At 32.3% G+C, this 12,621-nt stretch carries 14 protein-coding genes and 1 pseudogene; 12 read left to right on the forward strand and 3 right to left on the reverse strand.

Annotated elements, in window-relative coordinates; all coding sequences use genetic code 11:
- Positions 1 to 6 precede the first annotated feature (6 nt).
- From gfa to LG296_RS01970, 4 genes and pseudogenes are all read left to right on the forward strand, one after another.
- Entirely contained in the window at positions 7 to 588 is a 582-nt protein-coding gene (gfa, locus tag LG296_RS01955; RefSeq protein ID WP_036179337.1) for an S-(hydroxymethyl)glutathione synthase, read from the forward strand.
- Positions 589 to 699: 111 nt separating this feature from the next.
- A pseudogene (locus tag LG296_RS01960) lies at positions 700 to 1,122 on the forward strand (alpha/beta hydrolase-fold protein); the annotation flags it as partial.
- A 60-nt stretch (positions 1,123 to 1,182) separates the two neighbouring features.
- Positions 1,183 to 3,447: a bifunctional glutamate--cysteine ligase GshA/glutathione synthetase GshB gene (gene gshAB, locus LG296_RS01965; protein WP_036179340.1), complete on the forward strand. Its 2,265-nt coding sequence runs from the start codon at positions 1,183 to 1,185 to the stop codon at positions 3,445 to 3,447.
- Positions 3,448 to 3,838: 391 nt separating this feature from the next.
- Positions 3,839 to 4,189, forward strand: coding sequence for a thiol reductase thioredoxin (locus LG296_RS01970; protein ID WP_036179343.1), 351 nt, complete (start codon positions 3,839 to 3,841; stop codon positions 4,187 to 4,189).
- A 316-nt stretch (positions 4,190 to 4,505) separates the two neighbouring features.
- On the opposite strand, the gene LG296_RS01975 is transcribed toward LG296_RS01970, so the two are convergent.
- Positions 4,506 to 5,741, reverse strand: a complete 1,236-nt coding sequence (locus LG296_RS01975; RefSeq protein ID WP_036179346.1) for an IS110 family transposase — start codon at positions 5,739 to 5,741, stop codon at positions 4,506 to 4,508.
- A gap of 410 nt (positions 5,742 to 6,151) precedes the next feature.
- Here LG296_RS01975 and LG296_RS01980 point away from each other — a divergent pair, with 410 nt between their 5' ends.
- The 4 genes from LG296_RS01980 (at position 6,152) to LG296_RS01995 (ending at position 8,486) form a co-directional block, all read left to right on the forward strand.
- Positions 6,152 to 6,472: a hypothetical protein gene (locus LG296_RS01980; protein ID WP_036179349.1), complete on the forward strand. Its 321-nt coding sequence runs from the start codon at positions 6,152 to 6,154 to the stop codon at positions 6,470 to 6,472.
- Between the two features lie 242 nt (positions 6,473 to 6,714).
- Complete coding sequence (locus tag LG296_RS01985) at positions 6,715 to 7,128, forward strand: hypothetical protein (protein WP_036179352.1); 414 nt, start codon at positions 6,715 to 6,717, stop codon at positions 7,126 to 7,128.
- Between the two features lie 201 nt (positions 7,129 to 7,329).
- Positions 7,330 to 8,172 (forward strand): site-specific tyrosine recombinase/integron integrase, encoded by an 843-nt coding sequence (gene xerA / locus LG296_RS01990; protein ID WP_036179355.1) that lies wholly within the window; start codon positions 7,330 to 7,332, stop codon positions 8,170 to 8,172.
- Entirely contained in the window at positions 8,169 to 8,486 is a 318-nt protein-coding gene (locus LG296_RS01995) for a hypothetical protein (protein ID WP_141096071.1), read from the forward strand. Before xerA ends, LG296_RS01995 begins: the two co-directional genes overlap by 4 nt.
- 5 nt (positions 8,487 to 8,491) lie before the next feature.
- Here the strand turns inward: LG296_RS01995 and LG296_RS02000 are convergent, their stop codons facing one another.
- Both LG296_RS02000 and LG296_RS02005 read right to left on the reverse strand, forming a co-directional pair.
- On the reverse strand, positions 8,492 to 8,629 hold the full coding sequence (locus LG296_RS02000) for a hypothetical protein (protein WP_170215869.1): 138 nt from the start codon (positions 8,627 to 8,629) through the stop codon (positions 8,492 to 8,494).
- Positions 8,630 to 8,751: 122 nt separating this feature from the next.
- Complete coding sequence (locus LG296_RS02005) at positions 8,752 to 8,895, reverse strand: hypothetical protein (RefSeq protein ID WP_156962315.1); 144 nt, start codon at positions 8,893 to 8,895, stop codon at positions 8,752 to 8,754.
- Positions 8,896 to 9,264: 369 nt separating this feature from the next.
- Here LG296_RS02005 and LG296_RS02010 point away from each other — a divergent pair, with 369 nt between their 5' ends.
- The 4 genes from LG296_RS02010 to LG296_RS02025 all read left to right on the forward strand — a co-directional run bounded on the left by LG296_RS02010 (position 9,265) and on the right by LG296_RS02025 (position 12,598).
- A complete protein-coding gene (locus LG296_RS02010) occupies positions 9,265 to 9,867 on the forward strand; it encodes a hypothetical protein (RefSeq protein WP_036179362.1) in 603 nt (200 codons plus the stop codon).
- 470 nt (positions 9,868 to 10,337) lie between these two features.
- Positions 10,338 to 10,865: a sigma-70 family RNA polymerase sigma factor gene (locus LG296_RS02015; protein WP_036179365.1), complete on the forward strand. Its 528-nt coding sequence runs from the start codon at positions 10,338 to 10,340 to the stop codon at positions 10,863 to 10,865.
- Complete coding sequence (locus tag LG296_RS02020; RefSeq protein ID WP_036179369.1) at positions 10,855 to 11,862, forward strand: LCP family protein; 1,008 nt, start codon at positions 10,855 to 10,857, stop codon at positions 11,860 to 11,862. Before LG296_RS02015 ends, LG296_RS02020 begins: the two co-directional genes overlap by 11 nt.
- Before the next feature lie 379 nt (positions 11,863 to 12,241).
- Positions 12,242 to 12,598: a hypothetical protein gene (locus LG296_RS02025; RefSeq protein WP_036179372.1), complete on the forward strand. Its 357-nt coding sequence runs from the start codon at positions 12,242 to 12,244 to the stop codon at positions 12,596 to 12,598.
- Positions 12,599 to 12,621: the final 23 nt, after the last annotated feature.

The raw sequence follows: 12,621 nt of genomic DNA on the forward strand, positions 1-12,621 counted from the left end.
TATTTTATGTCAAAAATTTCCCTTCACCCAAGATTAGATAATGGATATCGTTATGAAGAAGACTCCAATTTTTCTGGTGGAACATTAAAATGTTTATGTGAAAATAATCCTGTAGAAGTAGCCGTTGAGGCACAAACTATGCACAACCATGCGTGCGGCTGTTCTAAATGTTGGAAACCAGAAGGTGCGATTTTTTCTCTTGTAGCCGTTGTCGGTAGTGAAAATGTTAAAGTTTTAAAAAATGAAGATAAATTACAAATTGTCGATGAATCAACGCTAATCCAACGTCATGAATGTAAAGATTGTGGGGTTCACTTATTTGGAAGAGTCGAAAATAAGGACCACGCATTTAATGGATTAGATTTTGTACACACAGAATTATCTGACAAAAAAGGTTGGTCAGCACCTAAATTTGCAGCGTTTGTTTCTTCAATAATTGAAACAGGAACACCAGCTTCAAAAATGAGTGAAATTAGAAACACTTTACACGATGATCTAGGCCTGCCTACTTATGATGTTTTGTCACCTGAGTTAATGGATTTAATTTCAATCCAAGTAGCTAAATTAAAAGGGACTTATAGAGATTAAGCTATATGTAATAAATTTCAAGAAAACCCTATTCGGAAATTGATCTCAAATAAAAACAAGCTTATTTTTTTGCATTCTTCCATAGTCCTATATTAATATAAGAAAACATTCGGAAGATGCCTTCAAGAAGATGAAGCATGGAATCTTGGAAAAGGCGCAGGTTTTTATTTAAATGCTACACAAGACCCATGGGCAAAGTATTATAAAATGTATACGTATTTAGTAGATGCCATTGCGTCAACTTTAGTACTAAATTTTTAGGAGAAGAAAGCAACATGGACCACTCAATGAGCGGTCCATGTTGCTTTAGTGAGTGGCATGAAAAATACGTCGCGATTCAAAGCAATTTCTGCCTTTTCTCCTATTTAAAGTCCCTGCCAAGTCCTATGGGGAATAAAAGCTTTTACCTCTTATTTAGGGGAAAATAATCAAACAATAAATTATCAGAAAATGGAAGGTTATAATCATAGCTATTTCTTTATTGCTATTTTTCTAAATGAACATTTCGCTTTCCATATGAAGTACTTAAGGTAATTTATTAACAAAAATTAAGAAATAGTTATAAAAATAATTAGGTTGGGAGGGATAATTACTATGGATATTAAAAAAATGTTAGTCAATGACCATGTTAAACCATACTTATTAAATGCCCGATATGGGATTGAAAAAGAAAGTAATAGGGTTGACTTATCCGGAAATTTAGCTAAAACGGATCATCCTAAAAGTATTTCGCTGCGAGATGAACATCCGTATATTCAGCGGGATTTTTCAGAATTACAGATGGAAATCATCACACCTGTTTCTAACACATTAGAGGAACTGTTTAATTACTTAGCAGCGATCCATGATGTTGCTTATCGATCTATGGGTAAAAATGAAATGCTTTGGCCATTAAGCATGCCGCCACAGTTACCAGAAAAAGAAGAAAATATAGTGATTGCAAAATTGAAAAATGTTGAAAATGTTTTATATCGCCAAACTTTATCCGATACTTATGGCCGTCGTAAACAAATGATTTGTGGTGTTCATTTTAACTTTGAATTTGGCGATGAGCTCATTCGAGCATTATTTAACGCTCAATCAGAGATTAAAGATTTTCACCATTTTAAAACAGAGATTTATCTAAAAGCCACAAGAAACTACATACACTATCGATGGTTAGTCACATATTTTTATGGAGCTTCTCCTAGTAGTGAAAAAAATTTTTTTGAAGAAGATTCTTTGAATGGACCAGTAAGAAGCATTAGAAACAGTAAGTATGGTTATACAAATTCTGCTGGTGTTGAAGTCTCATATAGCAGTATACAGAACTATCTATCCGATCTTTCATTAATGGTTAAAAGAGGGCTTCTATCAAAAGAAAAAGAATTTTATTCACCTGTCCGTTTAAGAGGCGGACAACAGGTTTCAGATTTAGCGGTTCACGGTATTAATTATATTGAATTGCGAAATATAGATTTAAATCCTTTTGAAACGTATGGAGTTAGCTATGAACAAGCAGAATTTCTACATCTTTTCTTAATTTATTTACTATGGAAAGATGAAGGAGAAAATTGTGATGAGTGGGTAAAAATGGGCGATTACTACAATGATGTAGTGGCTCTTGAACACCCATTAGAGCATACAAAGTTTAAAAAAGATGCTGAAAATATGATTGATGAGATGGAACATTTAGTACAAATCTTAGATTTGCCAATTTCAGATACGTTATTTATTCATCTGAGAGAAATGCTAATGGACCCAAGTAAGACTTTAGCGGGAAGACTTTATAAAGAAAGTGGAAAAAGCAGTCAATGTCAAGTGGCTACGTCAATTGCTAAAGAAAATTATAAAAAATCATGGGATAAGCCCTATCAATTAACAGGATTTACTGATATGGAGTTGTCGACTCAGATTTTAATGTTTGATGCGATTCAACAAGGAATCCAAGTGGAAATTTTGGATCGACAGGATCAATTTTTGAAGCTGAAATTAAAAGATCATGTTGAATATGTAAAAAATGGAAATATGACAAGTGTAGATAATTATGTATCCACTTTAATTATGGAGAATAAAACAGTAACAAAGAAAATTCTTCACCAACATGCATTCCGAGTGCCTAAGGGTGAGGAGTTTCAAACAATCGAACAAGCTTTACGTTCCTATGATTTCTTTTCCACTAAACCTTTTGTTGTGAAGCCGAAAACAACAAACTATGGGTTAGGAATATCGATCTTCAAAGAAGGCGCAAATGAAGAAGATTATCATAAAGCAATCACCTTAGCATTTAAAGAAGACAATACTATATTAATAGAAGAATTTATTAAAGGAACAGAATATCGATTTTTTGTGATAAATGATCAAGTTTATGCTGTTTTATTACGAATTCCTGCGAATGTTAAAGGTGACGGTAAACATACAATCCAAGAGTTAGTCAATCAAAAAAATAACGATTCATTAAGAGGAAGCGACCATCGGACACCTTTAGAAAGGATCCAGTTAGGTGAATTGGAGAAACTTATGCTTAAAGGTCAAGGATATCAAATCGATTCGATTCCTAAAAAGGATGAAATCATCTTTCTGCGTGAAAACTCCAATATTAGTACAGGTGGAGACTCGATTGATGTGACCGATCAAATTCCGGATGATTATAAAAAAATCGCAGTGGATGCAGTAGCTGCACTTGGAGCTAAAATTTGTGGGATCGATTTGATTATTGAAGATACAAATGTTCCTGCGACGAATAAAAACGCTTATGGAATTATTGAAGCGAACTTTAATCCATCAATGTATATGCATATTTATCCATATAAAGGAAAATCTCGACGTTTAACTATGCATATCATACATTATTTATTCCCTGAACTATTACAAAGTTAGGAGTCAATAAATTAGGGGTACCCCTTCCAAAACTTTGATTTACAACAGTAAGCTATTGAATGACAATAAAGTTATTTACTGTTCAAATCTTAAACATGCATAACCCCGTTGAGTAAGGACGTGGTTAAAATAATATTGTTAAAATATTATGTATATATTTTCTGACGCTTAAAATATAGATATAAAATCGTTTGAATCTATATATTTCTCCACAATAAGCGAAAGAATTTATATTTTTACGTTTTCAGTCTCTTAATAATTTGATTAAGATTTAATTTTGTGTTTTACATCTATTTATGATAAGGTTCAACATTCAAACATGTAAGCGTAATTTATTTGAGGAATTACACACCGTTGCATAATAATGACATTTGAGAAAGGAGATTGAGAGATGATTTCTACTTATGAAGAAATTGTAGCTAGTTTTGAAAAAATTGATTCCGCAAAAGCACAGGAATTGATAAAAGGGGAAGGAGAAGCCGTTATCTATATTGGCAAGTCTGTATGCCCTTATTGTCAAAAATTTGTTAAAAAACTAAAAAAAGTTGCTGAAGAAACTGATACTCATATCTATTACGTTAATAGTGTGGAAGAATCTGATATGGAAGGTATTGCTGCCTTTCGTAATGAATACGACATTCCAACGGTTCCTGGTTTTATCTATACTAATGGTGACACAGTAAACGTGAAATGCGATTCATCCGTGCCAGAAGAAGAAATCACAGCTTTTATGAATAAATAATTCAATTCCAAAGTAACAAGTGTCTGCAGCAATGTGCTGGAAACATTTTTAACTACCAAGCCATATATTGATTTGAAAATCTAATTAGATAAATAGTGTTATTCAATTAAACCAGCTAATAGAAGCTGGCCGTTATTCCAGGATAGGGCGCATTTCTATAATAAGGAATGCGCCCAATTTCATTAAACCAGCTAATAGTTGTCAATAATTTTCATTAAAAATAATAAAATTATCATGTTATACTAAATTTGTGCATACCAAATAACCGTCCAAATTAGATTTGGAAAGTTCAGGGTCACTTGGTTAATCTGTTAAATCAAGCTAAGTCTTGGAAAGCAGTTTTGCTTTTTAATAGTGCATATATCCAATGTAAGAGTTTGTTTGCACAAGCTATTACAGCTACTCTAAATGGTTTTCCTTCTTCCCGCTTTTTATCATAAAAAGCCCTTAATTTCTTATTACGAGGAAGGATTTCATCCGTTGTTTTCTGCTTTCGACAGTCACGAATAGCACATTTAACGGCCATATACAAAGCTTGCCGTAGTCTGCTAGAGCCTCTTTTGGTTATTCGATTATAAGTACCTTTGAATGTACCAGATTCAAAGACACTTGGATCAATACCGGCAAATGCGACTAGTTTCTTAGGATGATTAAACCTTTCAATTTCCCCAATTTCAGAAACTATTGTGGCAGCGATTTTTTCGCCGATACCGGGAATTGATCGGATAATCTTTGATTCCTCAATACTATTTGCTAAAGCATCTATCTCATTTTCAAGCATGGATAGATGTTTTTTATATTCAAAGAGCATATTAATATACATATCTAAGCTTAGGGAAAGACTAGAATACAGGGCCTTCTGAAAAGGGTTTTGAGCTGCTGCAGTCATTAGCTTTTCAGCCTGTTTGTTTGCCCATTCTAAAGATCGAGAATTACAGAATTCTTTTATTTTAGTTGCTAATACTTCGATATTGGCTTTTAATATATCCTCTGAAGTAGGAAATGCATGTAGTATTTTCAAAGAAACATCCGAATATAGGTCTCCAAAAACATTAGTATATTCAGGGAAAACTTGATCTAAAACCGCCTGGAATTGTAGTTTAGTTTGTACAAACATGCCTGTAACATTATCGTGCTGTCTCGTAAGATGACGTAAGTTCGTTAGTTGGATACCACGCTTTTTATAAGGCTCTAAATCCTCCTTATAATACAGCTCGCAGAGGTGATTGGCATCAATAATATCTGTTTTTACCTTTCGCAAACTAGAACTTTTTGCTTTATAAGAGATGAGTGGGTTTACGATAATGATTAAATAGCCTTTGTCCTCAAAATATTGAACAACTGGTGTGTGATAATGCCCCGTTGATTCCAGAACAAGAGGGGGACGTTCTCCTGAAATATCTTCTAATTCTTTAATGAAATCTAATAAACTAGCTAACCCATCAAGATCATGTTTTACTTTGAAACTTTTCTTGTAGGGCTTCTTTCTTTCCAAGTATGCTTGAACCTGACTTTCACCTTTCGCTACATCCAGACCAATGACTGGATTCATTATAATTCCTCCTTCAAAATGAACTTGCCGGTAACCCCTAAATCCTCTTTGTAGTGTCATAGCTTCGCTTGTTATACGAGATCAATGTCCCAACCAGCCTCAAACATGTTTCTACAAGTAGGGGGCGAACTGTTTTGCGGACGGGGTCGTAGCCCCACGGGCGCAAACGTTCTACCCCGGCTACAGTTATCATATATCGATATAAAAAATGGTCAACCAGAAATATTTTCTGGCTGACCTTATAATACGATCGGGCGCGATTCTTGAGGAATCAGCGTTCTTTTGGCTTTTAAGGATCATTATCTTGAATAACGATCAATAAAGGAATCGGGATATTTTTGTTAAAATTTAAGTGAGTTTATGTGGAAACTGAAACAGAAAGTATTCGGGTGTTCAAAGCCTAATGGAATATGGAATCAAGAGTTGAAGTAATGAGGCAGAATCGTAGAGGTGTTGGAGTGTATTTTAGAGTATTTGTCATAATCTCGGTCATATTATTAGGAGCCTGTACTAATATTCGAAATGTAATTTCAGAAGATGAAGCAAAACAAATTGTGTTAGATAATCATTATAGCCATAATGGTAAAACCGAAATACTTTCAGTTGAATTGAAGAATAATAAATACTACATAGAATGGGAAATAAAAGATAACTGTGAACGTGGGAAAGATAGCGTTAATAAAGAAGGGAAAGTTGAAATAGTTGAAGCCCAAATTTGTTCTACCTCATAGAACAAATTCTATTTTTAATTTTGTATAAATCAACAGACTGCCACTTATAGTTGTTTCCACTGGTGCTTTAGTGAAAGAAGAATAAATTAATTTTAAAGACTGAGACACTATTTTAGTTAAACTACAATCGGGCGCGTTTCTCTAAGAAATACGTCTGGTTTCATTAAAGGACAAAGTTAAATTAATAAAAAATTACAATATGCAAAGAATAAGAATTAAACAAAATTCTGAGGTGAAACTCGATGATTAAGCAATACTTAGTCTTACTAGGATTTGTATTTATTATTCTTATTCCTACGCAAATTGTTAAATCAGAAACTAATCCAGAAGCAGAAGATATGTATGTCACAGCAGAGGACATTATCTTAGACATCATATTCCCAACTATTGATAAAAGAGTAATCAAAGAGTATGGCGGAGAGAATCTTTTTGACTGGCAATGGAAAAGGATTATTGGTATTACTTACAATGACAATCATTCCTATGATGTGATTGTAAGAATTGAGATCCCTCCGAAAAACCTTAATGATGATGTCAAAGAAGATTTAGTTAAGGTAAGAATATCGCCATCCTGTGATAGTGAGAAGATTAATAAGCAGAAATGTAATCATCAATTTGAAATTAAAATTTTAGATTACAAACATTTATCTTCATAAGAATTATTACCATTACTCAACAAAAGGGCGCTTTTCAGGAAACAAGGAAAGGGCTTTTTTTCTAATGTTTTAGGGTTACTTAGAGTTCAGAAACTTATTAATATCTTAGATTATTGAATATAACTTCGTATGAAAAAGACTATCCTTGAACATAATAGAATTTAGATTAATAGATTTAAATAATAGGAGAGTGATAGTCGTATGTTATTATCTGAAGCGTGGAAAAAATATCAACTAGATAAAAAAATCGAGGGATATTCATCACTTACATTAAAAACATATCGTTTTCAATATAATCTCTTATTGCGCTTTTTTGGGGATATTGATATGAACGCATTTACTACGGAGAAATTAAAAGAATATTTAATACAGTCAGGAGTTCATTTAAAGCCTTCCAGTTTAGGCCACAGGATCCGTTGTGTAAAATCACTATTTAGATGGTCACATGAAGAGGGTTATATTCTAAAAAATCCTGCAGCTAAATTGAAAGAGCCAAAATTAGGTAAAAGGATTCCAAAGTTTCTCTCAGAATTAGAGATAGAACATCTAAGGGAAGCTTGTCAAACAACAATGGAGAATGCGCTATTTGAGTTTATGTATTCGACTGGCTGCCGTATTGGGGAAGTTGCAAAATTAAATCGCGATGATATTGATTTTCGAACGAATTCAGTTATTGTACATGGAAAAGGTGATAAAGAAAGAGAAGTTTACTTTAATACTCGTTGTTCAATTTGGTTAAAAAGGTATTTAGACGAACGAGATGATAAAGATCCTTACTTATTTATTACGGACAGAAGGCCGAAAAGGCGTATGAGTATTGATAATCTAAGATACATTATAAAACGCATTTCAAATCGAGCAGGGATAAAAAAGAGTATACATCCCCATCAATTACGACATAGTTATGCAACTCAAATGATTAATAACGGTGCGCCTATTGATGTGATCCAAAGTTTACTGGGTCATGAAAAGAGTGAGACGACAAAAATATATGCTCAACTAAGCGGAAAACTAAGACAGGATTTTTATAGTAAATACTTTTGACTATGGTATGGGGAGCGCCTATCGTAGCAGTTGGAGTATTATTAACTTCTCTAGGTGTAGGTGTTTATAATGCATTATTAACAACTTCTTTAAATGGGTATTATGATTCTACACGTACACAGTATTCTTACTATGTAGTAGTTAAAGAAAAAGAAACTTTTAAACACAATCAAGAGAAATATGTTGTCTATTACTATAACTCTGGAAATGGTAAACAGAGTACAAGAACTTCAGAAAGTGCAAGTTTGATATCAGAGGATGCGGTAAAAAAGTATGTTTTGAATATCAAAACATACTTTTTTGTTAAATACTAAACTTCTTATTTGGATTTTGCTTGTGCTAATACACTACCAGCTAAAGATCTTGCTACTTTACTGGAGCTTTTACTTTGAAGTACTTTAGAAGCTTTTGTAGCTAGTTTTGCACTTGAAGTTTTACGAGAACTAGATTTAGCCATTTAACCTCACTCCATTTCACTATTAGGGGAAATTAGAACATATATACTCTATTATTTCAAATTGAATACGGTTATGATAAAGTCATACAATAATTTCTTGGGGTTCTATGTGTTGCTGCACATTAGAATCCCTTTTTTATTTGTCTTTCGAACTTATTAATTTCTCTATTGATTTCACGTTGTGCCTTATTTAATTCTGTTTTCATTTTATTCTCGGCACGACGAATTTCACTATTTAATTTTGCTTTACTAAAACCTTTCACCATACACAGCTCTCCTTTCTATTATATTTTTCTAGTAAAAATTCCCCTGATTTCATTATAAAGCCTATAAATAAATAACACAACATATTGTGGGTAGATTTTTTGCATATACAATATGTAGATATTTTTATATTTTAATAGGTTTAATAGAATACTATCGTTCGCTTGGAATTTAGAGGGAAGCGAGATGCAACAATGACACGATGCTTCAGCATCGATGTGCTTGTTAGCAGACCTTTAGGACAAACAAAAGTGATAATATTTCGCAATCGGGTCATATTGTGGAGCAACCTATAAAGGGAATTGGATATTTATGTTAAAATATAAAAAGATTAATAAGGAATGTTAAAAAGCAACTAGGGGGGAATATAAATGAAAAGAACACTTACAATACTAATATCTGCTCTGTTGTTATTTATTTTAAGTGCTTGTGAAGGTAATAATTCAAATACAATTTCTGTTGCTGAATTAACAGACAGAGAAAATGCAATTCTTTCGAGTAGTTCAGGCGGATCATTTGTATTTGATTTCAATATAGACAAAGAATACGAAGAAGTAACTGTATGGATAGAAAAATATGAATTAGGAAATTTGGTTGAGGATAAAATAAGCGATTTAACGATGCAGGTAGAGGGAGATGGCTCTATTATCTTTACCACTTCCAAAACAAACTATATCCAAAAGCAACCTACATTTAATATTGCAATTAGCAGTAAGGGGGGCGTTAGTTCGGAAAGTGCCTTTGATCCAAACTTAAATGGTTTAGATTTAGATGATATGTCAAGTGTGTGGGCTCCCTTTCAAAGAGAGAACACTTTTATTGAAGGAGAAGTAGTATTAGGAAGTATTTGTTATTCGAAAGATGGAATTATGAATTCGCTTACCGCCGATTTTTATCAAGATGTTGATGGTCATATTAATGAATTAGAGAAATATGACGTTGTATATCTATTAAAAGCAGATTTTATTAAGTGACATCCCTCCACTTTGAAAAAAGATTGAGTAACGGGGCTTGTGTACAGTATCAGCAATAAAACATTGATGTATTTAACCTTTTATCATTGTTCTATGTAACGGTAGATAACGATTACCTGTATTTAATACTTCTACTAAGAATAAAACTGGAACTTTTAGTATCTTTGCTAACTGTTGGTTATGGTAGAAAGTCAATACTGTATAGTAGGGTCATTTTAGCGGAAAAAGGAATAATTATTAAACAATAACCTGTATCTATGATTAATTAATAATCTAAGATACAGGTTTTGTATTTCAATTATAATTGTATGGATGCATTTATACGAGCTATTAATAAAAATCAATTAAATGTTAAGTGCCGATTAGAAGAGAATCTTTATTAAAATAAAATTTTTTAAAATTGAACCTAGTATGAACTGATAATCGTCTAATAGCAGAATTTGAAGTTGATTGAAAGGGAGGGTAGTAGATTGGACAGAGAAGAAAAAGATTTTATATTAGAAAAAATAATGATCGAATATGGTAATGAGTTAGTACGATTGGCATTTACTTATGTGAAAGATGCAGGAATTGCTAAGGATATGGTTCAAAATACGTTTATCAAATGCTATAAAAACCTGGATACGTTTCGATTTGATGCACAAATAAAAACATGGCTCTACCGTATAACCATTAACGAATGTAAAGATTATTTGAAAAGTTGGAATTATAAAAAGGTACAAGTTAGAAGTTTTATAAGTGAAACAGCAAGGTCAATATTACCATCAACAGAAAAAACAGTTATCGATAAATATACTAACGAAGAAATGAAAGAGAATATCTTTTCTCTTCCGAAAGTGTATCGGGAAGTGATTTATCTATACTACTATGATTCATTAAATACTGAGGAAATTGCTAACGTTTTAGATATTCCAGTTAATACAGTGAAAACTCGATTAAGAAGAGCAAAACAAAGATTGGAGTCGATGATAAAGGAGGCGGAGTTTAATGGAAGATAAACGGATAAAAGATCAATTTAATAACATGTCTAAACAAGAATTAAGATTTACGAAAGAAGACCGTAATGAAGTGTTTGAACAAATTAATAATTTGGAGAATAATCATCATGCACAAAAGAAATCTCCTTTTTCTATTTCAAAACAATTCTCCATTCTTACAGCTTCTTTAGCAGTGGTTGGCTTGTGTATATTTTTGTTTATTCCCTCGATTCTTCATGGTAATTCTAATAACGGAAACAACGAAAGTAATGCTAGTGAAGTAGTATCTCAAGAAGACGAATATTTTACCACTCTATTTACGGTGAAAGATGAGAATAATAGAATACCTATTAACCTTTTACTTACTTATAGTAAAGATAAAAAGATGATGAAAGTTCTATCGATTCCTCGTGATACGTATGCACCGATATTGGTTAATGATGGAACTACTTCATATGATAAGTTGACACATGCTTATGTTTACGGTTCGGGAGGAGCTGGAGGTGAAAGTGTAAGAGCAACAGTTTCTAAGCTATTTGATTTACCAATTGATTATTATGCAGCCATTGATTTAGATACCTTTTCAACAATGATTGATTCAGTGAATGGTATAGAATACGACTTGGAAGAAGATATTCAAGTAAGGGCTATATCTCAAGTGGCATTTGAATTCAAAAAGGGGAAGAATCGTTTGAATGGAGAAGAGGTTCTGGCATTAATGATGGATGCTACATATGGAAGAAGCTTGGATGGAGAAGATCAAGTAAACCTCATTAATGCAGTTATAGACCAAGCAATAAACGTATTACCACAAAAACAATTAAAACAATTTACTACTAAAATAGAAGGAAATCTTCCAATTGAAAATTTGTTAGAAAATAAAATGGAAATTCAATTGATCCAATCGGTATCATTAATCGATGGAGGGAAAGACATAAGTATAAATGGGGCTTACTTTATTAAGTTTGAAAAAGATTTTTTAAATTCAGTTTCAGAGGAATTAACAACATTTAACTAAACGGAAATATAAAAAAATTCACATCAAAAATCGTTACCGTATCGTAAACGCAAGAGTTGTAGATCAATATATAAATGTTTGGTGTAATTAAATTTTCACTTGGGATGTTCTCTAATCAACAACTTAAAGGCATTAGATATTTAAGAGAAATGCTTTGTTCTAGTAGAAAACTTTGGCTAAACTCTAAAAAAGGACTTGTCTATTACACTTTGAATTTATTAATCTGATAGCAATGAAGATGGATTTGCGCTTTTTTACTTGAAAGGGTCAGATGTTTAAGAAAAACTGTAACATTTTTACATTTTATCAGACTAATTTAAAAGTAGTATTACTAAAAAATTCAAGATAAATTCAACTAAAAGGAGGGTTTTAAATAAAAATGATAAAAGCTACTTTAGTGTTTTTTATTCTACTTTTAATAACTGGTTGTTCAACAGAAACGAATAGTAATAATCATACAACGGCCGTAAAAACGAGTTCAAACAGTTCATATGTTGCAAAAATATTTGTTAGCGGTGAGGTGTTGAACACTGGTTTTGAAATAGCTAATGAATTGGGGCTTGAAGTTGGAGAACTCATTGGTACAGTCAAAGAGAAAACAGATGTAGAAAAGCGACCAACTGTTGAACTTACTTCAAATTTTTTAGATTATGGAACTGAAATTTATTCAGTAGAAGGGAATCCAGATATTGTTTTAGCCAAACAAGATAATGGAGATTATTTGGTTTTTAAATAGATTTTTAATTGTACTATTATGTG

The sequence above is a fragment of the Ureibacillus chungkukjangi genome (genome assembly GCF_044795995.1).
Classification (GTDB): domain Bacteria; phylum Bacillota; class Bacilli; order Bacillales_A; family Planococcaceae; genus Ureibacillus; species Ureibacillus chungkukjangi.

What these genes read in the sequence shown, in the direction of transcription:
- gfa (WP_036179337.1), top strand. Translation starts at nt 7, where the DNA reads ATGTCAAAAATTTCCCTTCACCCAAGATTAGATAATGGATATCGTTAT.
- gshAB (WP_036179340.1), top strand. Translation starts at nt 1,183, where the DNA reads ATGGATATTAAAAAAATGTTAGTCAATGACCATGTTAAACCATACTTA.
- LG296_RS01970 (WP_036179343.1), top strand. Translation starts at nt 3,839, where the DNA reads ATGATTTCTACTTATGAAGAAATTGTAGCTAGTTTTGAAAAAATTGAT.
- LG296_RS01975 (WP_036179346.1), bottom strand. Translation starts at nt 5,741, where the DNA reads ATGAATCCAGTCATTGGTCTGGATGTAGCGAAAGGTGAAAGTCAGGTT.
- LG296_RS01980 (WP_036179349.1), top strand. Translation starts at nt 6,152, where the DNA reads ATGGAATCAAGAGTTGAAGTAATGAGGCAGAATCGTAGAGGTGTTGGA.
- LG296_RS01985 (WP_036179352.1), top strand. Translation starts at nt 6,715, where the DNA reads ATGATTAAGCAATACTTAGTCTTACTAGGATTTGTATTTATTATTCTT.
- xerA (WP_036179355.1), top strand. Translation starts at nt 7,330, where the DNA reads ATGTTATTATCTGAAGCGTGGAAAAAATATCAACTAGATAAAAAAATC.
- LG296_RS02000 (WP_170215869.1), bottom strand. Translation starts at nt 8,629, where the DNA reads ATGGCTAAATCTAGTTCTCGTAAAACTTCAAGTGCAAAACTAGCTACA.
- LG296_RS02005 (WP_156962315.1), bottom strand. Translation starts at nt 8,895, where the DNA reads ATGGTGAAAGGTTTTAGTAAAGCAAAATTAAATAGTGAAATTCGTCGT.
- LG296_RS02010 (WP_036179362.1), top strand. Translation starts at nt 9,265, where the DNA reads ATGAAAAGAACACTTACAATACTAATATCTGCTCTGTTGTTATTTATT.
- LG296_RS02020 (WP_036179369.1), top strand. Translation starts at nt 10,855, where the DNA reads ATGGAAGATAAACGGATAAAAGATCAATTTAATAACATGTCTAAACAA.
- LG296_RS02025 (WP_036179372.1), top strand. Translation starts at nt 12,242, where the DNA reads ATGATAAAAGCTACTTTAGTGTTTTTTATTCTACTTTTAATAACTGGT.